This window comes from Candidatus Izimaplasma bacterium HR1 (assembly GCA_000755705.1).
Lineage (GTDB): Bacteria > Bacillota_I > Bacilli_A > Izemoplasmatales > Izemoplasmataceae > Xianfuyuplasma.
In genome coordinates this window covers 1,290,494-1,315,379 of the sequence record CP009415.1, presented here as the reverse complement: position 1 = coordinate 1,315,379, position 24,886 = coordinate 1,290,494, and the positions used below count along the sequence as shown (strand labels likewise).

Sequence of the window (24,886 nt, the reverse complement as noted above, 5' to 3'; positions counted from 1 at the left end):
CTGTTATAAATGTTTTTATTCTATACTTGTCCTCGTCACAGTATTAACATTAATAATTTTAACAAATTGAATATAAAATACAACCTTTTTATATATATTTATAATAATTTAAGACAATTTTTCCTTTTTTAGATCGTTTATTTGAATTAATAATTTTAAATCTACCATATTTTCTAATTGAAATAATGTCATTATCCTTAATTATTACAGTTGGTTTCTTATTCATTTGATGATTTAACTTGATAAGTTCTTTTTCAATCATTATGTTTGATTCTTTACGGCTGATTTTACAGATCTTACTAATAACTAAATCAAGACGTAAACTATCAAGTGTCGTTCGATATTCTTCAAACTCTTTTTCACTAAATACTAATTCCTTATTATATGAGGTTAGTTCAATACTTACTTTATTTACTGAATTGAATGAAGTTAGTATTTCTTTACTAATCTCTTTAGTAGTAAAGAAAACTCCTTGTTTAGGTAATATATCACCGATTGAATCAATTGTTATTCCTAAACTAAGTAATGTTCCTAAAATGTTTTGATGAGTTAAAGTTAGGTACTTAGTATTGTAATTAATTTTAAGACATACAATATTAGCTTCTTCGTTATTGAAGAAGTAAGCACGTTTCTTTTCGGCTTCAGCATACCCACCATTTAAAACACATTCTTTCATCTTCTTTAGATATGTTTGTTCTTCTAGATTTAGAAAACGCAAGGATACACTTTTCTTATTATCTAAGATATTTGTTATCTTGTCTTTGAAACTAATCATCTAGATGCAATAATCCTGATCATTTCATTGAAGTAGTCTAAACCAACACGGTATAGGATAAAACCGATGATTGGAGTGAAGTCCATCATTCCAAATACAAGTAATCCTCGAAATATTCTCATATATGGATTTGCAAGTTGATTAATTGTTTGGCCGATTTTTGATTTTCTTAGTTCAGGTATCCAACTTAGTAGGATTGAAGCTATTAATACATAGTAGTATGCGGTTAGTGCATAGCTTATGAGTGTTAAAAATAAAAGCATAGTTATTACTCCTTATATTCGTTCACAAATTTTCTTAGAGAGCCATCTTTGTAGTCTTGTTTAGTAGCAAATAAGAAGATTTTATCTTGAATCATTTCAATTTCACCGTTAATTGCATAAGTTACACCACTTAAGAAAGTGATTACTTTATTTGCTTCGATTACATTGAATTCTTCAAAGTTCATCATCAAAGGAGTACCTTTAAGTAATTTGTTAGCTAACTTAAATACATCAAGGTCCTGATCCATCATTACAAAATCAATGCGATCAATTGCTTTTTTACTCTTTGCCATTATGACACCTCTTTCTTGAATAATACACTACCTAATCGTAAATATGTACCGTTATGCTTAATAGCTATTAAGTAATCGTTACTCATTCCGATTGATAGGTCTTTTAAATCGATGTTTAATGTTTCCCTTATTTCTTTTTGAATATCATTTAATACTTGAAATTCTTGACTTATAATGTCTTCATTTTCTGTTAATTCTGCCATACCCATTAAACCAATAACTTTAATGTTAGTGAAGTGTTTAATTGATTCTAAAAAGGGAATAATTTCATCTTTCTCAAAACCATGTTTAGATATTTCACTACTTATGTTAACTTGGATAAAACATTTTAATGGAGATGTTCTTCTTTTATTGATTTCCTCAGCAAGCTTAAATGTGTTAAGAGAATGAAGGAAATCAATGGCGTCTATCATTTTTCTAACTTTTTTGGTTTGCAGTGTCCCAATAAAATGCCAGGTGATAGGCATATCTTTAAGCGCTTCTTGTTTTTCTAAAAGTGCTTCAACTCTATTTTCACCAAAGTTAGTTATTCCTGTTTCAAACAGTTCTAACATTTCCTTAGGACCAAAGTATTTTGTAGCAGCAACAACTGTTACATTACTTGGGATATCTTTTAGAACTTCCTTAGTATAAAATCTCATCGTTTTCTCCGATTTGAATACGTAAAAATACTTGTTAGAATAATAGCTAAACTAGCGAGTATTAGAGTTAATGTATCGTCTAAATCTGGTAGTATAACAAGAATAGCAACTAAGAAAACCATGACAACTGCATAAATGATATTATAGATACCTTTTTTCTTCAAATCTATCACCTCGATATGTATTAAAAAAGCGCAAGTAGCGCTTATTTAAATCTTGATTTCAACCAAGAAGGAATCTTTGTTTTAGAAGGTTCTTCTTCTTTAGCTGGTTCTTTTTTATTACGGCGTTTTTTAGATTTCTTATCTTCTACAGGTTTCTCAGCAGGTGTTTCTTCAACTGGTTCTTCTACATATTCTTTAGAACCAATATCACTGAATTCAACAGATTTACTTTCATCGAATCCTGTTGCAATTACTGTAACGATAATCTCATCTTTAATATCGGTATTTACAGTTGCACCGTAAATAATATTAATTTCTGTAGAACTAGCATTTTGAATTGCTTCTACAGCTTCATTTACTTCCCATAGGGCAATATCTATCCCACTAGCTATATTTACTACTGCATCAGTAGCACCATCAATATTAGCATCTAATAGTGGTGAATGAATTGCTTTTTTTGTGGCTTCAATAGCGCGATTTTCACCACTAGCAATTCCGATACCCATAAGAGCAGTACCTTTATCTTTCATTACTGTTTTAACGTCAGCGAAATCTACGTTGATTAGTCCTGGCACTGTGATTATTTCAGCAATACCTTGAACCCCTTGACGTAGAACTTTGTCTGCCTCTCTAAATGCTTCTAACATAGATGTTGAACGATCAACAATATAAAGTAAACGATCATTTGGCACAACGATTAATGTATCTACATAAGGTTTTAGAGCGTCTAAGCCCTCTAAAGCTGTTGCGATTCTTCGTCTTCCTTCAAAGCTAAACGGCTTTGTCACAATCCCAATTGTTAAGCAACCACATTCTCTGGCAATACGAGCTATTACTGGTGCAGCACCTGTTCCAGTACCTCCACCCATTCCTGCAGTTATAAATACCATATCGGTTTCACTTAACATTTCACGTAGTTCATCTTCACTTTCAATAGATGCGCGTCTTCCGATTTCAGGATCGGCTCCAGCTCCCAGTCCTCGCGTTAACATTTTACCTATCTGTAAACGGGAATCTGCTTTTGAAAGTCTTAATACTTGTGCGTCTGTGTTGATTGCTACGAATTCAACTCCTTGAACTTCGTTTTCGATCATACGGTTTACAGCATTACCTCCACCGCCACCAACACCGATTACTTTAATTGTAGGTTTTTGATTAAAATTATCCATTGATTCAAACATATTTGTACCTCCAATTAACTTATTAATTTATTATATCATAATATTGCAAAAAAGAGTAAGATAAATTTTTCTAAATGGCTTATTTGTAGTATTTAGAGAAAAATTCTTCTTTAAATTCCAGTAATCGGTCATTTCTTATTGCATTTCTTACATTTTTCATTAAATTCTTCAAAAAGAAAAGATTATGATAACTTACCAATCTTGGCCCCAAATACTCTTCGGCCTTGAATAAATGTCTGATATAACTTCTAGTATATGTCGTGCAAACTTTGCAGGTACAATTAGCGTCTAATGGCGTCATATCTTTTTGGTAAGTTTTGTTCTTAATTGGGATTCTTCCCTCACTTGTCATCGCACTTCCGTGACGAGCCATACGAGTAGGATTTACACAATCAAACATATCAATTCCTCTGATAACTCCTTCGATTAAATCGTCCGGAGTTCCAACACCCATAAGATATCTTGGTTTGTTTTTAGGCATGATATCTTTTAAGCCGTCAAGAACTGTATACATTTCTTCTTTTGTTTCACCAACACTTAAACCACCAATACTATAACCTGGAAAATCCATTTTGATTAATTCTTCAGCACACATTTTTCTAATGTCCATATACGGTCCACCTTGGACAATCCCAAATAATGCTTGGGTCTCAGTATTCTTATGAGCATCTTTACCTCTTTTTGCCCATCTAATAGTTCTTTCAACACTTTCTTTCATGTATTCATAGGTTGAACTGAAAGGAGGACATTCATCGAATGACATCATAATGTCAGCACCTAGGTTGTTTTGAACGCTAATAGAGTCTTCGGGAGACATAAATAATTTAGCTCCTGATTTGTGGTGTCTAAATTCAACACCTTCTTCTGTAATCTTTCTAATATCACTTAAACTAAATACTTGGAAACCACCACTATCTGTTAGAAGAGCACCATCCCATTTACTAAAACCACGGATTCCTCCATGATCTTTAACAATCTCATCACCTGGTTCTAACCATAAATGATAAGTGTTTCCTAAAATAAGTCCATCTGAGACTTCTTTGATTTCACTATTTTCTAACGTTTTAACAGTTGCCTTTGTGCCTACTGGCATAAAGATAGGTGTCTCAAAACTCCCATGAGGAGTATGAAGGATACCTAGTCTTGCACCTGTTTGCTTGTCTTCGTGAATTAATTCATATTTTATTGCCATATTTATCACCACATTTATTATACAAAAAAAATCCTCAAAGTGTGAGGATTTTAATTATAAATTATTTTTTGCATTACTAATCATAAGTTTAATGCGGTTTAACTGGTTTATTTCTGTCGCACTTGTATCATAATCTATTGCTACAATATTGCTTTCGGGGAAATTTTTCTTGAGTTTTTTAATCATGCCCTTACCTGCAATATGATTTGGAAGACAACCAAATGGTTGCGTACAAACGATGTTTGGTGCACCCATATGGATTAGTTCAACCATTTCTGCGGTTAGTAACCAACCTTCGCCAACATGCATTGCATGAGGAATATAACCTTTTGCAAAACTTCTAAGATCGTAATAATTAGCTAATTCTCTAAAACCATACTTCTTTTGTAGTTTTCTTACTTTACCTTTTCTAAATTCAACAAATCTAATTAGGAAACGATAAGTTAAGGCAACGATTTTTCTACCACCGTATTTATAGATATCATGTCTTGAAGAATCAAATGTATATAGGAAGAAATCCATAATTGAAGGTGTGATTGCTTCACAACCTTCATTTCTTAGAGTTTGCTCTAAGTTGTTGTTACCTAGTGGACTATATTTAACATAGATTTCACCAACAATACCAACTTTTGGTTTCTTAATACTTCTATCAACTTCAACTTCACTAAACCTTTTTAATACTTTATCAAATAATTTTGTTGGATGATAAAATACTTTTCTTGAAGGATAATGAAAGTATTCGTGAAGTGATTTATTTACTTCTTGATAAGCTTTCTCAGTATCTCCTTTATTTAATTCATAAGGAGCTACTTCGTTATAGGCACTCATAATCATATCACCCATTACTAAACCAGTAATGAGTTTTAAAAGAATATTAGCTGTAATTTTAAATCCTGGATTTTTTTCTAATCCAACAGCATTAACACTAACAATTGGAATAAACTCGTAGCCGGCTTGAATAAAAGCTTTACGAATTAAGGATACATAGTTACTTGCACGACATCCTCCACCTGTTTGCGTGATCATTAACGCTACTTTATTGATATCGTAACCACTGTTTTTCATCGCATCAATAAATTGTCCAATAACTAGCATGGCAGGTACGCAAATATCATTATGCGAGTATTTCATACCTTCATGAATAACTTCAAAACTAACGTTTGTTAGAACTTCGGCTTTATATCCTTCGCTTTCGAGCATTGGGACAAAGTATCCAAAGTGATATGGAGCCATTGAAGGGATTAAGATTGTATATTCTTCCTTCATTTCCTCAGTAAATAGCAATCTTCCGGTTTCGTCATATTCTAGTTTAGCCATTAGTCTACCTCCTTCATTGTTGAAAGTAAACTTCTGATTCTAATATTTGCGGTACCAAGATTGTTTACTTCATCAATCTTGATTCCCGTATAAATCTTACCACTTTTCTCAATGATTTCTTTTACTTCATCACTAGTTATTGCATCTAACCCACAACCAAAACTAATTAATTGAATCAAATTAGCATTTGGAATAGTAGTTATATATTTAGCACTATCATATAATCTTGTATGATAAGTCCACTGATTTAAAACTTTGACAAAGTCTTGATCAGCGAATGTATTAACACTATCTTCACTAATAACAACTACATCAAGACTTCTTAAGAGCTTCGGAATTCCGTGATTTATTTCGGGATCTATGTGGTACGGACGACCAGCAAGTAAAATGACTCTATTCTTATGCTCTTTAGCATAATCTAAAGCTCTTCTACCTTCATTTAAAACGTCTTGTCTATAGTTAACATAAGCATCCATTGCTTTGTCATATGCTTTACCTGCCTTAAATAAATTAAGTTTTTTACCTGAACCAAATGACTCGACTAAGTTTTTAATAAAATACTTTTTACGGTTTAAACTCAGATAAGGTTGTAAGAATTTATCAAGTACTAGATTCTCCATATTTGCTGCAATTACTTCAGGATAAAAGGCGACTATTGGACAATTGAATTCATTATCGCGATAATCTTTTTCAATGAAATTAAATGGCATATTTGGATAAAAAATGATATCAACGTCTTTACTTATTAAGTTTTCTATGTGTCCATGAACAATCTTTGCTGGATAACAAGCTGTATCACTTGGAATAGAGTCTTGTCCTAACTCGTAGATTGTTTTATTACTTCGATCACTATAGACGACTTCAAAACCAAACTCATCAAAGAAAGTAAACCAGAACGGTATATTCTCATACATATTGAGAACAAGGGGAATACCTACTTTTACTTTGTAGTCCTTACTTTTATCAGATTGATAACTTAAGATCTTATCATATTTATATAAGTAAAGATTAGGAATATCATCTTTATTCTCCGTTGAGCCAGCACCTTTTTCACAGCGGTTACCGGAGATATATTTTTTATTGTTAAATTGATTAATAGTTAGTGAGCAATAGTTACTACATTTCTTACAAACTGCTTTTTTTGTAGTATATGTAAACTTCTCTAATCCTTCTTCATTTAAGGTAGAACTAGACTCTAGATGTTGTTCCTTAGCAAGTAATGCAGCTCCGAATGCACCCATTAAACCAGCAATGTTAGGTCTAACAACATTCATTCCTATTTCATTTTCAAAAGCTCTTAAAACAGCATTATTGTAGAAGGTTCCACCTTGGACAATAATGTTTTCTCCTAAGTCTCTTTTAACATCAACTGTTCTAATAACTTTGTATAGTGCATTTTTAACAACGCTATACGCTAAACCAGCACTAATATCAGTAGTACTTGCAGCTTCTGCTTGGGCTTGTTTTACACCACTGTTCATAAACACGGTACATCTACTCCCTAAATCAACTGGGTTTTTAGCATCTAATGCCATCTCTGCGAAATCTTTTATATCGTAACCTAAACTTGTACTGAATGTTTCTAAAAAGCTCCCACAACCACTACTACAAGCTTCATTTAAGATAATACTAGATATAACATCATTTTCTACTTTGAAACATTTCATATCTTGGCCACCAATATCAATAATAAAATCAACATCTTTATTGAAATAACTGGCAGCTTTGCAATGGCAAATAGTTTCAACTTCACTACCATCAAGATTAAATGCATGTTTTATTAGTTCTTCTCCATAACCTGTCGAGAATGAACCTTTAATAATTATTCCATCATGTAATAGAGAATACATCTCTTTCAGAGCTTTCTTCACTATATCTACAGGATTACCTTTATTTGATGAATAGTAATAGTATAGAATCTCATTAGTCTCGCTTAATAAAACTAATTTAGTAGTTGTACTTCCCGCATCAACGCCTAAATAAGCATTTCCATGATAACTATTTATATCAATTTCCTCGACTTTATCCTGATCATGTCTTTTAATGAACTCGTCGAACTCATTTTGACTATTAAATAATGCTTTTAATGTTTTCTTTACTTTACGGTGCGGATTATTGTTATATGTTACAACTCTTTCGATTAGTTCTTCTATTGTTAGAATTGTTTCATCAGCGCATAAACTAGCACCATATGCAACAAATACTTCACCGTCCTTAGGAACAAAAACATTTTCTAAATTAAGGAAATCAATGAATCTATTTCTTAATTCACTGGCAAATGTTAAAGGTCCACCTAAGAATGCAACGTTTCCTCTAATCTTTCTACCTTGGGAAAGTCCTGCGACTGTTTGGTTTACAATTGCCTGATATATTGAAATAGCTATATCATTATGATTAGCTCCTTGGTTTAATAATGGTTGAATATCACTTTTTGCAAATACTCCGCATCTAGAAGCTATCGGGTATATTTTCTCATAATCTTTAGCTAATTCATTTAACTCAGGACTAGTTACATCTAATAGAGTTGCCATTTGATCGATAAATGCTCCGGTTCCACCGGCGCATGTTCCATTCATTCTTTGCTCGACATTATTGCCATCAAAAAAGATGATTTTTGCATCTTCTCCGCCTAATTCGATGCAAACATCAATGTCTCTGTCTTGTTTTCTAATTGCTTTTGTCGCACTGATTACTTCTTGTGTAAAAGCTACTTTTAAATCAGTAGCAAGTAACATACCAGCACTCCCAGTAAAATTAAAAAACATATTATTGCCATTAAACTCTTTTTGGATTCCCTGTAATAAGGTAATTAGCGAAGCTGTAATACTACTTTTATGACGTTTATAGTCTTTGTATAATACTTTGTCATCTTCGTTTATTACAACACACTTAATTGTCGTAGATCCAATATCAATTCCAACTCGGTACATATTAAGCACATCCTTTTGATATTTTCATTACTTTTATTTTACTACAAAAAAATAATTTTGTATGTGAAACTTGTGAAAACTATGAAACCAAACATATAGTTTTGTTTTATAAGTATGTGGTTTTCATAAAAAAGAAAGGTCATAATCGACCTTTCTAGTAAAATGCAAACGGGAAATAATCTTTAATTATGTAATATGGGTCATTCATATTGAGTCTTGTTACTTGATAACTATAATCATATAGGCGAGAATACATTGGATTTGAAAAATTATGCACTTTTTCATAATCTTCAACTGATCTAAAAAAATCATAATTCTTCTCAGTTTTCCTTATTACTTTTTTACCATATGTTTTTTCTTGAACCTCATAATAATGGACACCAGTTGTATATATAGTTGTTCCTTCTAGTATATTTCTAGTAGAGAAATTCCAAATGGTATCAGAATTATCATAGGTTGGTCCTGAAATATAACTGTAATATAAGTAATCTTCATCTAATCTTCTTGAGTAATCAATAGAATAGCCATGATTGTTACCTATTCGACTTTCAGTTCTGACATACTCTGCAACATGATCTGTTGAGTGGCTAAATTCATAAATCAAATACTCTTCTTCATTAAACTCAACCATGAATACCGAAAATTCTTGGCCGATATCATTTTGGTTCAACATGAAGCTTCCTACAACAACAGTTTTTGAGTAACCATTTTCTGTAGTTTTTTTCATTAAATCAAAATGACGTGTTCCAGACTGATGGTAAACGATTTTAGTAGTATATATTTTTTCACTTACGTAACTACTGTCAGCAAAAGTGTAATAATCAAAATCTATTTCATCTTGCTTCAACAAAGTGATTTCAGCTTTCTTTTCTACTTGCTCAAAGTAATTAGACTCATTGATATTGATTAGATTACGGTGTAAAGAACGATAGTCGTGCATCGTTTCACCATCTATATCGTATGTAGAAATAACTACTAGTTTTGAATCGTAAGTTTCAATATTAAAATTATCAGTATAAGTTATTAAAGTGTGAGTTTTTATTCTCGCAGTTCCACCAGTACCATAGTCTCTTGTGCTAACTAAACCCATTGAGATTAAACCGTAAGGCTCCTGCTGATACTCTAAACTGATGTCTGTGGTAAATTCGAATATGTCTTTAGATTGTTGAATAACATCTAATTTTGGACATAGCCCTGCGAGTTGATTTGCATAGACAATATTGTCGAATTCATCATAGTATTGACAGTTATAATCAACAAACCCCTCTTTTTTATTTATGTAGTTTAGTTGGAATACAAGAACTAGTGATAACATTACTATAAAAGTAAGTGATCTTAGAATAAGCAATCTTGTAATCTGTTGGTCTAATAATTCCCTACTTAATAATTCCCTAGTTATTCTAGAAATAATTAAATAGATAGTAAAAGTAAAGAATATAAAGATTAAACTATGCTTAATAACAAAGGTCATGCTAGCTGGAATATAATTAAGTGTCACTGCTATATATATGGTTATTATAAAAATGTAAGTTAAAACTTTAAATTGTGTGTTAATGTTAATTCTCCTCTCGTTTTTAAAATTAGATTTCAAAAACGAGTTCTTAACACCTACACACTGATATTCTATTGTTTATGTTTTGATTAGAAATTATGTAATAAGTTTTTCTATTTGCTCTTCTAGTCCTATGTATTAAAGGCTTAAAGGTAATAAAAATCAAGCTTTTGGTAATAATCAAACCTGGAATAAAATAGAAAACAATGATGAAGAACATAGATAATATCACACCAATAGATATGTAGATTAAATCAGTCTTAAAACTAATTGTATGTATGACTATATTGACATTTAACAACTTCACAAGAAGGAATAGAAAGGCCAAAATAAAAAAACAGAAATTAATAATATTACTGATTCTTAATTTTTGTTTTGTGTTCATTGATATTCCTCCCCTCACAGTTTATAGATTTATTATAGCATAATTGGTAAAAAAAAAGCACTTTTTAAGTGCTTTTTAATGGAATTCTTACAAAGTAGAAACATATCTCCATACCACTATGCTCATATGCTTTAACAAAACTATCATCGACTGTATATTCTTTTAATTCAAAGTCAAACTCTTTTAAGGCAATTCTTCTTACTTGGTTTAGTGCTTCACCAAACTCAGCTTCCGAAAATCCTGGATGTTCAAACTTTAAGTATTTTTGAGTTGCGATTATCTTTTCTTTGAACCCATATTTTGGATCTATTTCATAATCAGAATTAGCATCTTTACCAAAGATATAACCCTTATCAGTGAAAGCTCCGTATCCTTCTGAGAACTCTCCGGGGATACTAGCTAGTATTCCGTGAAGTAAATTACAGTCTTTACCTGATTTTTCTTCTTCTGTCCAAAAATCAATATAATTGTCGACACCATCTCTTTCTAAGTAGATGAATTTATGTTCTTTTGTTTCTTCTAAGGTGATTTTAATCTCTTGGTCTTTTACCATAATAATCTCTCCTTTTTTGCTTAAGTTGTCGGGGTATAACACATCTTTCTTAAATACTAAAGGGATAGCTTTCTTTGTTTTTACGTATTCACCGGGATTAATATTAAATGCTTTGAAGAAACTTTTCGTATATGCTTCTTGAGAACTGAATCCATACTTGATTGCAGTATCTATAATCCTAACGTTAGTATCTCTTAGCTCTTTAGCAGATAACGATAATCTCCTTAACATAATGTAGTTTCTAAGAGTACTTCCGGTATACTCCTTGAATTTACGTGAAGTATGGAACTCACTATAACCAATAAAATCACTTATCTTCTTCAAGGTGATTTCATCTGTAATATTCCCATCAATCCAGTTGATAGCTTCTTGTATTTCGATTTTCATGTGTCACCTCCAATACAACTATAACAAAAGATAGAATCTTTGTTTTGGTTTGAGTTGCTCAATTATATTATATATTCTTTTGACAATTGAATAAATATATAATATATTAATTATGCTTTAAGAATATACGCAGTTCGTAACCATCCTGCGATATCAAAACTAGGAGGAATTATATGAGTAATTTATTATTATGGATTTTGTTTGCGTTAGTAAACTTTTTACTAATCGTTGGAATCTATAAACTGTTTGGAAAAACAGGTTTATTTGCATGGATAGCTTTAGGTACTGTTTTAGCTAACATTCAAGTAATAAAAAGTATTGAGTTTGATTTTGGTATTTTCATTATTGCTGCTACATTAGGTAATATTATGTACGGAACATTATTTTTAGTGACTGATGCTTTAGGTGAAAAGTACGGGGTTAAACAAGCTAGAAAAGCTGTTTATATCGGATTCTTTAGTTTAATTGCGACAGTTATTATAATGAGAATGGCGATAGCCTTTGAACCAGATCAATGGGGAACAGAAGCAAATAATGCTTTAGTTACTATCTTTGTCCCATTAACTAGAGTAATGATTGGTAGTTTAATCGCTTATGCTATTAGTCAAATGCTTGATGTTTCATTGTTTGAAAAAATCAAACAAAGATTTCCTGAAAAGAATAAACTTTATTTAAGAAATATTGGTAGTACATTAGTATCACAATTAGTTGATACAGTAATCTTTGTCCCAATCGCATTCTTAGGATACTTTCCTAATGAATTAGTATGGCAAATATTATGGTCTACTTATGTTATTAAATTATTAGTAGCTATTCTAGATACACCTTTCGTTTACTTAATTAGAGGTATTAAACCCTTAGATTTATTAGATGATAAAAATTAAAGGACCAATTTGGTCCTTTTTTGTTATAATAATTGTGAAGGAGATGATTATGTGAGCAAATCAGAGGAAATATTAAAATATGGATTTATGTTACTTAGTTCTGTAATACTATTTGTAGGGAGTGCTATTGTAAGTGTTATTGATGCAAATTATTTCTTTAACATTGTCTTGGTAATAAGTATTATGATGATGTTAGTATCATTCTATCTATTAGATAAAACAGGTAGAACACTATCAGATTCACTTAAAGAAAAGAAGAAAAAGGACAAAGAATAGTCCTTTTTTATTTACTCAAAGTAATCTTTCTTATTAGAAAAAGCCCTTATGTTTATTTCCCAGAGGAACATTGATGCGGTTGTTGCATATGGTGAGAATAAATCCTTATAAAAGGCAAATTCATCTTTAGTAATTTTATGATCGATATCATAAAGCCATTCTAATCCTTTTCTAATTGCTAAATCACCATAAGACATGACGTTAGGTCTTTCTAGACAAAATATTAACAACATTTCAGCTGTCCAGCGACCAACACCTTTTATCTTTTGTACTTCGTTCATTACTTCTTCATCGTTAAGTTCATGGAAGTTAGTATTGATTTCCTTGTTTAAAAAGGCAACAGCGATATTACGGATGTACTTCGTTTTAGAATTTGTTAAACCTTGCTCTCTTAATTCGTCAAAGGGGATTGATAGAACACTCTCTGGGCTAAATGGAGCATAGTTATCATAAATTCTTTCCCATATCTTATTTGCTGCTTTAAAGGAAATAGATTGATAAACTATTTGGGATATCAACGCTTCAAAAGGATCTTTGAAGCGAAACGTTTCTACTTCTTCAATTAGATCAATTAGAGCTTTCATCTCTGATGATTTATTTTTCAAATATGCGATTTCTTTTGGTTTATTTAAGATGTATGAATTAATGATAATCACCTCTTGAAACGATTATATCATACTTTAACTTGTTAAAGAATTGAATGAACCTATTGAAAACGCTAACACCATACTATATAATACATATTGGTATAATAATACGAGACTAGTAAGGAGCAAATACATGAATAATAAATACGTAGCCCCACCATATCGAATTAAAATGGTGGAACCAATTAAAGTAACAACTAAGGAAGAGAGAATTAAATTCTTAAAAGATGCAGGATATAATCCGTTTTCATTACGCAGTGAAGATGTATATATTGATTTATTAACTGATAGTGGAACTGGAGCTATGAGTCACTTCCAATGGGGTGCTTTAATGCAAGGTGATGAAGCTTATGCTGGTAGCCGTAGTTTCTTTAGATTAGAAAAAGTAGCAAAAGGGATTACTGGTTATAAATATATAATTCCTGCCCATCAAGGTCGTGGAGCTGAACAAGTTGTGTTACCACAATTAGTAACTAGAGATGGAATGTTCTTTATTAGTAACATGCATTTTGATACAACAAGAGCTCATGTAGAGTTAGCTGGAGCTAGAGCTTTAGATTGTACTATTGAAGAAGCAATGGATACTACTACTTACCATCCATTTAAAGGTAATTTTGATTTACCTAGATTAGAAGAGTTAATCTTAGAAAATGGTAAAGAGAATATTTCTGGAATCATTATGACGATCACAAATAATAGTGCTGGTGGACAACCAGTAAGTATGGAAAATATGCATGAAGTTAAAAAGATTGCGAATAAATATGATATCACAATCTTAATTGATGGAGCTAGATATGCTGAGAATGCTTATTTTGTTAAACAAAGAGAACCAGGTTATGAAAATAAATCAATTAGAGAGATAGCTTTAGAAGCATTTGAAATGGCTGATATCTTCTTAATGAGTAGTAAAAAAGATGGTTTAAGTAATATCGGTGGTTTAATTTGTATTAAAGAAGATGAAGATTTATATAACCAATGTCGTACATATATCGTACCAATGGAAGGTTTCCCTACTTACGGTGGTTTAGCAGGTAGAGATATGGAAGCTTTAAGTGTTGGTTTAGAAGAAGCTCTTGAAGAAGATTATTTACTACATCGTTTAGATCAAGTAAGATTCTTAGGTGATAAATTACGTGAAGCGGGAGTCCCAATTCAATATCCAACAGGAGGACATGCTGTCTTTGTTGATTGTAAGAAATTTGCCCCACAAATACCATATGATTTATTCCCTGCACAATCTGTTTGTAACGCTGTTTATATCGAAAGTGGAGTAAGACCTGTAGAAATCGGTTCTTTCTTGTTAGGAAGAGACCCAGATACTGGTAAGAACTTAGAATCTCCTTTAGAACTAATGAGATTAACTATTCCAAGAAGAACATATACTTATAAGCACTTAGAATATGTAGCTGATGCTGTAATTGAAGTTTATAAAAATAGAGAAAAACTAGTTGGTTTAGAATTTGATTATGAACCACCGGTATTAAGACACTTTACAGCAAGATTAAAACCAGTTAAATAATAAAATTCACAATTTATTCAAACAAAACCACTTCCTAAATGATACTTTAGTATTAGGAGGTGGTTTTTTTATATGGATGAAATCACTAAAGAATATGTTTTAATGTGGAAGAATTGGAATGTCTTTGAAGGACGTTCTAACGTTAGAGAGTATTGGATGGCAATTTTGATTAACTGGATACTTGTCTTGATTGTTGGAGCAATTGGTGGAGTAATTCCACTATTTAGATTAATCGACGCAATGTACGGAATTGCTGTTATTGTTCCTTCTGTAGCACTTTTTGTTAGAAGAATGCATGATATCGGTAAAAGTGGCTGGAATCTCTTATGGATCATTATTCCTTTATTTGGATGGATTTACTTAATATATTTACTAATACAACCTTCAAAATAAAAAAATGAGTAATTAACTTTCGTTAGTTACTCATTTTTATTTCATTCATCTTTTTCTAATATTACAGTATAGTAATCAGATAGTATATCTATATAAACTTGATGGATTGCGTCGTAAGGTATAGGAAATGTATCTTCGGTATGGCGGTGAACTACATTTAATTTTACTTGATTTGAGTTTGATTCATCATAATCAAACAACAAACTAATATCCTCATACATAAAATCGTAACTTACACGGTTAAATAGTGAAAAGTTTTGCGCGTCTTCTTGTAGTTGATATTCATCTAGATCAGATAGTGAGTTATACGAATTAAAGTCTGGTATTAACGACCGATACTTTCGTATATTGTCATCTAAGTAGATTAACTTTGATTCAAAACTCTCAACAGTTTTTAGTTCAACTTTTAAATAACTATAGTCGGCGTTGTTGGCAATCATATATGTAGATATTTTGTTAAATAATGAATTAAATGCAGCAATATCAATTGCCTTATTTTGATCTTTTCCCTCATAAACTTGTACGTATAGTCTTATGTCTCCACTTGTATATTCATCATATGTGACAATAGTTAGTTCATTTCGAAGAGAAATTGACATTTCTTCTTGAACCACACTATTTATGTATGTAATAACCTCTAAATTAGGATTATCTTTTGCATTTACACTTGTCGCTTCACATTCACTATCCTTAACACAACCAAAGAATGTTGGTTCTACGATCGTGCATGATGAAGTTGCTAATACAATTATTGCAATGAAAACTGTTATCCCTATTTTCTTCATATAAACTACCCCTTTATTATCATTGAATCCCCAAAACTAAAGAATCTATATTTTTCTTTTATTGCTTCTGAATATGCATTCATAATCATTTCTTTTGAAGTCAAAGCACTAACTAACATAAGCAGAGTTGACTTTGGCAAATGGAAATTGGTGATCAATTCGTCAATTGCTTTGAATTTATAACCAGGATAAATAAATATATCGCTCCATCCACTTGTCTCTATAAAGTTATCATAATCTCTTAAAACCGTCTCTAATGTACGTAAACTTGTTGTTCCAACAGCAATTATCTTGCGTTTATCAACCTTAGCTTGGTTTAATATCTTAGCTGTTTCTCTATCCATTTCATAATACTCAGTATGCATTTTATGAGACGTAACATCTTCAACTTGTACTGGTCTAAATGTTCCTAAGCCGACATGCAGAGTTACATAAGTAATAATGACACCTTTATCAGAGATTTTTTTTAGCAAATCTTTTGTAAAGTGTAGTCCTGCAGTAGGTGCTGCGGCACTACCTTTATATTTATTATAAACGGTTTGGTAGCGATCTTGATTTTCTAGTTTTTCATGAATATAAGGAGGCAAAGGCATTTCACCCAAGACATCTAATATTTCATAGAATACACCTTCATATATCATTTTTAACTCTCTTATTCCGTCTTCTCCTAGTTTAACGCATTTAGCTTTTATTAAACCTTCTCCAAAGGAAATAATCGTACCTAGTTTTATCTTTTTAGCTTTTTTGACTAAACATTCCCAAATATCTTCTTCTTTTTGCTTCAAAAGAAGGATTTCAATGGCAGCGTTTGTCTCTTCTTTAATCCCATATAAACGTGCGGGAATGACAGATGTATTATTTAAGACTAAAACATCATCTTTACTTAAGTAATCAAGAATATTACTGAATTGATCATGGCTTATGTTACCTGTATTTTTATCAAGAACTAATAATCTAGAAGCACTACGGTCCTTTAAAGGAGTTTGAGCGATAAGTTCTTCAGGTAAATGGTAATTAAAATCTTCTACTTTCATTTAAAACAACCTCATATTATGTGTCTTTTTGAGATGCTTATAAGCTTTCTCGGTTGCTATTCTACCACGTGGGGTTCTTTTTATAAAGCCTATTTGTAATAAATAAGGTTCATAAACATCTTCAATCGTCGTAGATTCTTCGCCGATTGATGCAGCTAAGCTTTCAAGTCCAACAGGACCACCACCGAAGTTTTCAATGATTCCCATTAAATAAGCGTGATCTTTATCATCTAAACCTAATTCATCTATGTGCAGTTTACCCAAGGCTAACTTACACATATCCATATCAATAACACCGTCATTTAGAACATCAGCAAAATCTCTTACTCTTCTAAAAATGCGGTTGGTAATACGCGGAGTTCCGCGACTTCTACGAGAAATCTCAATCGTTGCATCTTCATGTGTTTCTGTTTCAAATATTTTTGCTGTTCTCCTACATATTTCAGTTAACTCATCATTTGAATAATAACGTAACTTATGAACTACTCCAAAACGATCTCGTAAAGGCGCACTTAGGTCACCAAATCTAGTTGTTGCTCCGACTAAGGTAAACGGAGGTAAGTCAACTCGAATTGATTTTGAAGTAGAGTCTCTACCTACAATTATATCAATAACATAATCTTCCATAGCTGGGTATAAAATCTCTTCAACAACTCTTGGTAAACGGTGGATTTCATCAATAAATAATATATCACCTGGTTCAAGACTAGTTAAAATGACTGCTAAATCACCACTTCGCTCGATTGAAGGACCGCTTGTAATTTTTATGTTAACACCTATTTCATTCGCAATAATATTAGCTAATGTCGTTTTTCCAAGTCCTGGAGGACCATATAAAAGAACGTGGTCTAAAGCCTCGTTTCTAGTCTTCGCAGCACGAATAAATATATCCATCATTTCTTTCACTTCTGTTTGCCCAATATACTCTTTTAAATACTTCGGACGCAGAGAATAATTCTCGATATCTTCAGGGATTATTTCGCTTGTATAAACATTCTCGCTCATATTTTCACCTCATAAAAATTATACTTTATTGTGTTGTTTATTTCAAAACATTTTTGATTTATGTTCCCTATAACACTATATTATTGTATAATAAAAATAAATATGATACAATAATTTAAGGGGAACGGCTTAACAAAAAGATTTTCGGGAGGTGCATTATTTTGAATGACAATGAACTAAAAAGTTATGATATCGCTTCATTCGATATCGAGATGGATTACAACAAACAAATCGCACCGATTACTAAAAAGATAGAACGACTAAATAGTAATCATGAAACTAAGTCTTTAAGAGCACATAAAGACTTTTTAACTAAGGAAAAAAAATCAAAAGAGAGATTAAATGAGTTAACCGACAAGGCAATCATTAAAGATCAGAAGATTGAAAAAGCTGCACAAAATAAAGTTGTAAAACTTCACGCAAAAGAACGTCGTATTCGTAAAGAATATGAGGATTTTGTAATTGAGAGAAAAGAAATATCTAGTTTAGAATATATAAAAATCGATAAAGCAACAACTCGTCTTAAAAAAGAAGAGATTGTTGATACCAAAGAAATTGAAAAGAAATACAAAACTAATATCGAATCTTATGTAGAAAAACTAGATATCTATAATAATAACTTTGAAAAGAATAAAAACTATCATGTCGATGAAATAAAAAAACATCAAGAAATGATAAATATTCAACTTGAAACCCTTAAGCAATTTAATGAAAAAGTCGTGAGTGAACTAGATGAAAAACTAGGTTCATTTACTAATAATAAAAATACTCATGATAAGGAAATAAAAAAGACTACGAAAGAAACTTCTCGTATGCTTTCTAATTACGCTACTAACATTAGAAAGCAATCTAATGTTAACATCAACGAGATCGAAGAATATATGGATACACTTAAACAAGGATACGAAGAACATTTGGAACCAGTAATCGAAATCTTAGAAAAAGAGATAGTAAATTTAAAAGTTTCTTTTGAAGAACGACAAAAGTTAATTGAAGATGATTTAGAACTAAACATCATTAAATTGGATAATCAATTAGAAGGTTTCAAAGAGGAAAAAAACAGAAAAGCTATAAAAAATATTAATATGAAGATAAACCTATTTAACGTTCGTGCTACTACTACCGTTAAATATGAAGAAAGAATATTAAATGAAAAAGTCTTAGTTTTAGAAAATGAAAAAGATATGCTAAAAGAGAAATTAGAATACGAAATTCTAAACTTGGATAAACTTAGCATTTTCTTACTAAACGACCAGAATGAATTAAAGGAAACTGGAGACTACTTCAAAGAGTTAAATCTTGTTTTAAAAACAGAGTTAAACAATTTTGAACTTTCTAATAACAATTACTTACTAAAACATGAACAACTAAAAACTGATTTCATTAGAAACTATACTAAGATATTCTCTGATTTAAAAGAAAGCACAATTACTCTAGCCCAAAGTTATCTAGAGAAAATTGCTGATAATAACTTTGAAATCGATGAAATCAATAAATTTTTAGACACCGCAGAACCATTAAAAGAGATTGAAGTTAATCGCTTACGAGAAGATATTGAAGTAAGTGAAGTCATAGAACGTTTCAAAATCAAATATGCAAAACAAGATTATGAAACTAATCTTGTTCAGAACATTTTTAACACAGATTCTAAGGTTCGAGAACTTCAAATGAAGGAAGAACTTTCAGAAGTTAAAAAAGAAGATCAAATGATCAAGATAAAGGAAGTTTATGATAAGTCTTTAGAAAAAGCCAAATTGAAACATTCAAAAGCTCAAGAAGTATATAATTTACGTTTAAATAATACCAAATTAGAGCGTAACCTTCTTAAAAATAAATATGATACTGAATTAGCTATCAGTGTTCATAATAAAGAGCTAACTGAAATCGACGTTCGTAAACATAACGCTTTAGTTTCTAAGGAAATTGAATACTCAATTAACAATCACGAAATGGAAGCCAACTATAAAATTGAAGTAGTTAACAAAGGCCTTGAAGAAGACCTTCTTAAACTTGAAGAGCAAGTATCAAAAGTCAAATATGAGAAAGATGCTTATTCTGCTAACTTAAATTCTGAGATAGAAAATAAAAAATCCGAATTTAAAATAGAACGTGAAGACTTAGAACAACAATCACTAGAAAAGATTAATCTAATCGAGCAAGCTTTAGCTAGAGAAATCAAAGTTCCATCACGTAACATCCTTAAAACAGAAACTATTATAGATGAACGATTAAGTAAACTTGATATAAACAACGTTTTCTTTATCGATTTTATCAATGATTCTATTGAAGACTATAAAGACAACAAATTAACACTAGAGCAAATCAGAGTAGTTATTATCAATAACGATGCTGTATATGATAAGGCAACTAAATACATTAATCGAACTTACCAAGTATTAAATGAAGCTGTTAAATTCATGAACGATATTGAGAAACATGCCGTTTTAAACAATATCGCTGCTTCTCACGAACAAGGGGTTATTAAAAAACTTCAAAAGCAGAAGTTAAGAATTGAAGCAGAATATGTAAAACAATCAAAAGAGATTACCCAATCAGAAGGTGATCATTTAGTATTAATCAATAATCTAATCAAAGAACAAGTTAATCAAATAAAAAACGCTAACTTTGATGAACTAAATGAATTAGTTATGGCAACCGAACACGCCTACAACAAAATCTTTGATAAGTTAAAAGATATTCAATCAAACATAAAAGATGAATCGAGTAACTTATACAAAACACTAACAAAAAATGATAACGAACTAATCGCTCATGCTGAATTAAACGCAGAAAAAGCCATAGCATTAGTTGAAGAAAGCAAACAAAATAGCTTTAAACCTTTAAATGAATCTGAAACTGAGTTTATCATAGATAAAGAAAGTTTAAGAAGAGAATTTGATCTAAAAATGGATATTGAATTAAAAGAACTTCGTGCTGAAATTAATCATCATAAAAATGTTTCTCTTGAAAAAGTTCAAGAGATTAATACCGATAAAGATGTTTTAATTAGTACTCAAAAAGATCAAAAACATATCATCGAGGAATCTGAAGATAAAGCAATCACAGAACGCTACGAAAAAATTGCTGACAAACTACACCGTCTCAATGCTAACTATAACTACACACTTGAAAAACTAGACATTAAAGATGCTGAAGCTAAAAAAATCTTTGATTATGAGGATCGCATCTATAATATCGCTGTTGAAAGTGCTACTTCTCGTTTTAACGATGCTAATGTTAAGACTGATAACCGCCACCTAAACAAAGCAAAACAATATCGTGACTTATCAGATACTGCTGTTAAAAACAAAGATAAAAATATTGGTAATTTCAATAAGGAACTTTTAAATCTAACCAATAACTTTGAGAAAAACATTTTCACAGTACGTCCCCGTTTAGAGGAATCAATCGGAGATGCCCAAAAAGCTATCGATAAAGAAACCAAAGAAAAAGAACTTAAACTACAAGAACTAATTGAAAACAATAAAAAGTTAATCCTAACAACAGAAAATATGTTATATACTGCTTTCCATGAAGGATATGACAGATTAAATAATAACTTAACTAACTATATTGAAAAATACCGTATTATCGAAGAAGAATATATCGGTGATAACAATAAATCAAATGATGTTCTAACTACAAACAACATTACTTTTAGCAATGCATTATTTGAACTCGCAAAAAATAAACATCTCAAAACTCAAGAAGACTTACTTAAAATAAACACTGAGATACTAAGTGAGGAGGATAACAATGGCTAAACTATTTAAATCATCACTACCAAAGGTTATCTCCAAAGCTAATCGTGAGATATCTACTATTATTGAAAATGACATCGCTAAAGAATCAGAGATTTTAAAGAACTTAGTAGATCAAGTCTTAGCTGCTAACTTAGAAGTTAAAAAGAAAAACAATCAAAGAATAACGGATACAAAACGAAAACTCCAAGAATTAGATTTAGAAATTGATGATTTAAACAAATCAATTGATCTAGTTGATAGAGAAACAGTTATCGAACAACTAAATGAAATGATTGACGCTGAAAACAAAATCTTTACCGCCCGTCAAGAAATTCGTTTCTTTGAAAATGAAAATACGCCACAAAAACTTAAGAACCTAACAAGTATATATACTCAACTTGCTACTTCTGTAGATAAAACAAGGAATGTTGAAGAATCATATAAAAATATCCTCCATGATTCGAATAGTTTACTATTTGATAAGGAAATCGAAACAACTAATCAAGTAATAAAGTTAATGGAAGAGCTTTATGATTCAAAACATCAGTTTGTCAAAGACTCAATCGCTAATATGGGTGAGTTGAAACAACAAATCTTTGAAACAGAAACACAGTTTAATGAATACATCAAAGAAAACATTGAATCTTCACGCTTACTCCAGGAAAAAAGTACCACTACTTTCACTAGAGAAGATAATGCAATTGAACTTGGTGAGAAAATTACTACAAATCATAAACAAACACTTGAGACAATTCAAAGTAAAATTGAATTGATAAATCTTAAATTCGAACAAAAACAAGATGATATCATCGCTAACTACAAAAAGTATGAAAACTCTACACGAGAAAAACTAGAAGCTAAGAACGTAGAAAAAATAGCTTCTGAGAAGAAATTAGTCAAAGAACGAACTGATGAACTAAAGAATATAAGATTACTAATTATTGATGCCGAGAAAAAACAAGAATTTGGGAAAATGCAAAATTTAATGAAGAAATTCGATAAACTAGAAAAATCTAAAATATCTAAAGTAAGCGATAGAACTGATAAGTTATTAACAGCTCAAACTAAAAAGACAAAACTAAAAACAATATTGCAATTAGAGAATTTAGAATTAAAAAGAACTAGCGACATCAACAAGCAAGAACTAAACCTTAAATTAGAAGATGTTAAATTTGAAGAGGCTAAAATCCTCTACAAAATAAAATCAGATTACGATGGTCTTCATTCAGATATCTCAATCAATAAAGAAAAAATGCAAAATGTAACTAATTTATTGAATGAACAAGAACGTGTTACAAAAGAACTCTATAAACTTAAAAACAATTTACGTGTTGCAGAGTTAGAACTAATGAAGCAAAACGAACTTAGTGATAATACATTATTCGATCAATTCCGCGAATTATTAAAAGGTTTAAAGGAAATTGAACACAAGCGTATCCTAATCTTACAAGAAAACGTTTCAAATCATGAGATTATTCGTGTTGAACAACAATTCCAAATCAATAAAACAGTTCATGACTTACAACTAGAAAAAGAACTTAGTGATATTGATAAGTTAATTCTTAAAAAACGCAATGAATCTTTAATTAGAATCGAAAAGATTAAAGAGGATGCTAATAGTGAAGTTATCTATCAAGAATCATTAATTAAGATTGCTCAAAAAGAGCATGAACTACAAATCATAAAAGTTCAATCACTATATGAAAACGAACGAGCTTTAGCTGAAGAGCAAGTGGAGAGAATCAATCTTGGTGTTCAGGTTAATGATGCTTTTGTTAAAACAACTTTAGAAAACCAATTACTATTCGCTTCTCAACAAATTAGATGTTCTGAAAGTGAATACGATATTAGAATTGAAAGTATTGCTTTAACAAAAGATCAAGAATTAGCTTATGCTAATAAAAAAATTGATTACTATAAGCAAAAATATGAATATGAGAAATCTAAAATTAAAAAAGAACTTGATGATAAATTAGAAGATCTTAACTACAAACTACTTCTTTTCACTGATAAGGAAGACAACACTAAAATCCAAGCCCAAATTGATGAGTTAACAACTCGTTACGGAGCTATGATAGATGAAATTGAACATCGTGAAAATCAAGATGAAGAAATCAAACGTTATGAAAAAGTTATTGCTGCTGCTGAGGAACGTGCGATGCAAGCTGCTAATGAAGCACTTGCTTTAAAAGAGCAAACAACAACAGCCTTTGAAGCATTGTATCATCAAACAAAAGAAAAATATGAACTTATCGAACAAACAAGTCACTCTGAAGACACTGTGGGAATTATGCCTCTACTTAATAGTAGTGCTATCTCAAGTGCAGATGAACGATTACAACGAGCTATAAAAGAAGCTGATGAGTTATACAATGAGCGTATTTCAGAACCAAATAAAACAATTAACTTAACAAAACAGAAATTATTAGAACTAACAAAAGATGAAGCTACTGAAATCTTTTGTAATGAGCAAAAGGTTATTAAGAAACAAAAAATCTCTAATCATCAAGTTGAATTAGAGAAACTAGTTTCAGCTACTAAAATAGCTGTCGCTAATGCTAATGCAGAAATTGCCAGATTAAAAGAAAACGTTAAAAACAGATTGGAACAAGATTCAAGTACACAGTTTGATGCAAACTTATACCGTGATGAAGTAAAAATTGATAGTGACTATAAAGTATTAGTTCAAAAAGAACAATTATTCGCTAACGAAAGAATTAAAGAAGTAACTTCATTCAAGCAAACCAGAATCACTGAACAAAAACGTGTATTTAAAGATACTAATCTTTGGATCAAACAAGCATTAAAACCATATCGCAAGTATATCAGATATGCTTCAAGAGGTTTGAATGCAGAAAAACGAGAACTAACTCGTAAGAATAAACGTATTCTTAAAAAAGCACTTGCTGTTGCTAGTGATAATTTTGAAATTGAATTATAAAAAAAAAGACCTTTCAAAAAGGTCTT

At 30.9% G+C, this 24,886-nt stretch carries 21 protein-coding genes and 1 other annotated feature (1 of these 22 only partly in view); of the genes, 6 read left to right on the top strand and 15 right to left on the bottom strand.

All coding sequences use genetic code 11. The features are described from left to right. Positions 1-48 (bottom strand) — a binding site (T-box leader); it reaches 164 nt to the left of the window's first position. A gap of 40 nt (positions 49-88) precedes the next feature. The 11 genes from KQ51_RS06330 to KQ51_RS06285 form a co-directional block, all read right to left on the bottom strand. Beyond that, a complete protein-coding gene (locus KQ51_RS06330) occupies positions 89-718 on the bottom strand; it encodes a YlmH/Sll1252 family protein (protein WP_158497953.1) in 630 nt (209 codons plus the stop codon). A gap of 53 nt (positions 719-771) precedes the next feature. Further along, positions 772-1,038 carry a YggT family protein gene (locus tag KQ51_RS06325; RefSeq protein ID WP_052609291.1) on the bottom strand — a complete coding sequence of 89 codons (267 nt, stop codon included), beginning with the start codon at positions 1,036-1,038 and terminating at the stop codon, positions 772-774. 5 nt (positions 1,039-1,043) lie between these two features. After that, a complete protein-coding gene (sepF, locus tag KQ51_RS06320; RefSeq protein WP_038470341.1) occupies positions 1,044-1,331 on the bottom strand; it encodes a cell division protein SepF in 288 nt (95 codons plus the stop codon). Beyond that, entirely contained in the window at positions 1,331-1,972 is a 642-nt protein-coding gene (locus tag KQ51_RS06315) for a YggS family pyridoxal phosphate-dependent enzyme (protein WP_038470337.1), read from the bottom strand. The genes sepF and KQ51_RS06315 overlap by 1 nt, the downstream gene beginning before the upstream one ends. Continuing rightward, a complete protein-coding gene (locus KQ51_RS09750) occupies positions 1,969-2,136 on the bottom strand; it encodes a hypothetical protein (RefSeq protein WP_158497952.1) in 168 nt (55 codons plus the stop codon). Before KQ51_RS09750 ends, KQ51_RS06315 begins: the two co-directional genes overlap by 4 nt. A 41-nt stretch (positions 2,137-2,177) precedes the next feature. Further along, positions 2,178-3,317: a cell division protein FtsZ gene (ftsZ, locus tag KQ51_RS06310; RefSeq protein ID WP_038470333.1), complete on the bottom strand. Its 1,140-nt coding sequence runs from the start codon at positions 3,315-3,317 to the stop codon at positions 2,178-2,180. A 79-nt stretch (positions 3,318-3,396) separates the two neighbouring features. Then, on the bottom strand, positions 3,397-4,509 hold the full coding sequence (gene tgt, locus KQ51_RS06305) for a tRNA guanosine(34) transglycosylase Tgt (protein WP_038470330.1): 1,113 nt from the start codon (positions 4,507-4,509) through the stop codon (positions 3,397-3,399). A gap of 54 nt (positions 4,510-4,563) precedes the next feature. Next, on the bottom strand, positions 4,564-5,826 hold the full coding sequence (locus tag KQ51_RS09885) for a 2-hydroxyacyl-CoA dehydratase (RefSeq protein ID WP_038470327.1): 1,263 nt from the start codon (positions 5,824-5,826) through the stop codon (positions 4,564-4,566). After that, positions 5,826-8,756: an acyl-CoA dehydratase activase-related protein gene (locus KQ51_RS06295; RefSeq protein WP_038470324.1), complete on the bottom strand. Its 2,931-nt coding sequence runs from the start codon at positions 8,754-8,756 to the stop codon at positions 5,826-5,828. Before KQ51_RS06295 ends, KQ51_RS09885 begins: the two co-directional genes overlap by 1 nt. Positions 8,757-8,910: 154 nt before the next feature. After that, positions 8,911-10,347 carry a hypothetical protein gene (locus tag KQ51_RS06290; protein WP_158497951.1) on the bottom strand — a complete coding sequence of 479 codons (1,437 nt, stop codon included), beginning with the start codon at positions 10,345-10,347 and terminating at the stop codon, positions 8,911-8,913. Between the two features lie 410 nt (positions 10,348-10,757). Beyond that, entirely contained in the window at positions 10,758-11,633 is an 876-nt protein-coding gene (locus KQ51_RS06285) for a helix-turn-helix transcriptional regulator (protein WP_038470315.1), read from the bottom strand. Between the two features lie 173 nt (positions 11,634-11,806). On the opposite strand from KQ51_RS06285, the gene KQ51_RS06280 reads away from it, so the two are divergent. Beyond that, positions 11,807-12,517, top strand: coding sequence for a queuosine precursor transporter (locus KQ51_RS06280; protein WP_038470312.1), 711 nt, complete (start codon positions 11,807-11,809; stop codon positions 12,515-12,517). 51 nt (positions 12,518-12,568) lie between these two features. Further along, complete coding sequence (locus KQ51_RS06275; protein ID WP_038470309.1) at positions 12,569-12,793, top strand: hypothetical protein; 225 nt, start codon at positions 12,569-12,571, stop codon at positions 12,791-12,793. Positions 12,794-12,804: 11 nt separating this feature from the next. Here KQ51_RS06275 and KQ51_RS06270 read toward each other — a convergent pair whose 3' ends face one another. Then, positions 12,805-13,449, bottom strand: coding sequence for a DNA-3-methyladenine glycosylase family protein (locus KQ51_RS06270; RefSeq protein WP_052609290.1), 645 nt, complete (start codon positions 13,447-13,449; stop codon positions 12,805-12,807). A gap of 124 nt (positions 13,450-13,573) precedes the next feature. Between KQ51_RS06270 and KQ51_RS06265 the strand changes: the two genes are divergently transcribed. Beyond that, a complete protein-coding gene (locus KQ51_RS06265) occupies positions 13,574-14,959 on the top strand; it encodes a tryptophanase (RefSeq protein ID WP_038470306.1) in 1,386 nt (461 codons plus the stop codon). Between the two features lie 72 nt (positions 14,960-15,031). Continuing rightward, complete coding sequence (locus KQ51_RS06260) at positions 15,032-15,352, top strand: DUF805 domain-containing protein (protein ID WP_038470303.1); 321 nt, start codon at positions 15,032-15,034, stop codon at positions 15,350-15,352. A gap of 41 nt (positions 15,353-15,393) precedes the next feature. On the opposite strand, the gene KQ51_RS06255 is transcribed toward KQ51_RS06260, so the two are convergent. Genes KQ51_RS06255 through ruvB form a run of 3 tightly spaced genes read right to left on the bottom strand, consistent with a single transcriptional unit; the run spans position 15,394 to position 18,176 of the window. Next, complete coding sequence (locus KQ51_RS06255) at positions 15,394-16,137, bottom strand: hypothetical protein (protein ID WP_038470300.1); 744 nt, start codon at positions 16,135-16,137, stop codon at positions 15,394-15,396. 5 nt (positions 16,138-16,142) lie between these two features. After that, the gene (queA, locus tag KQ51_RS06250; protein WP_038470298.1) at positions 16,143-17,171 is read right to left on the bottom strand and encodes a tRNA preQ1(34) S-adenosylmethionine ribosyltransferase-isomerase QueA; all 1,029 of its coding nucleotides are present in this window, start codon (positions 17,169-17,171) and stop codon (positions 16,143-16,145) included. Continuing rightward, a complete protein-coding gene (gene ruvB / locus KQ51_RS06245) occupies positions 17,172-18,176 on the bottom strand; it encodes a Holliday junction branch migration DNA helicase RuvB (protein ID WP_038470295.1) in 1,005 nt (334 codons plus the stop codon). 161 nt (positions 18,177-18,337) lie between these two features. On the opposite strand from ruvB, the gene KQ51_RS06240 reads away from it, so the two are divergent. Further along, complete coding sequence (locus tag KQ51_RS06240) at positions 18,338-21,940, top strand: hypothetical protein (RefSeq protein ID WP_038470292.1); 3,603 nt, start codon at positions 18,338-18,340, stop codon at positions 21,938-21,940. Then, positions 21,933-24,860 carry a hypothetical protein gene (locus KQ51_RS06235; RefSeq protein WP_038470288.1) on the top strand — a complete coding sequence of 976 codons (2,928 nt, stop codon included), beginning with the start codon at positions 21,933-21,935 and terminating at the stop codon, positions 24,858-24,860. Before KQ51_RS06240 ends, KQ51_RS06235 begins: the two co-directional genes overlap by 8 nt. The last annotated feature ends 26 nt before the right edge of the window (positions 24,861-24,886 follow it).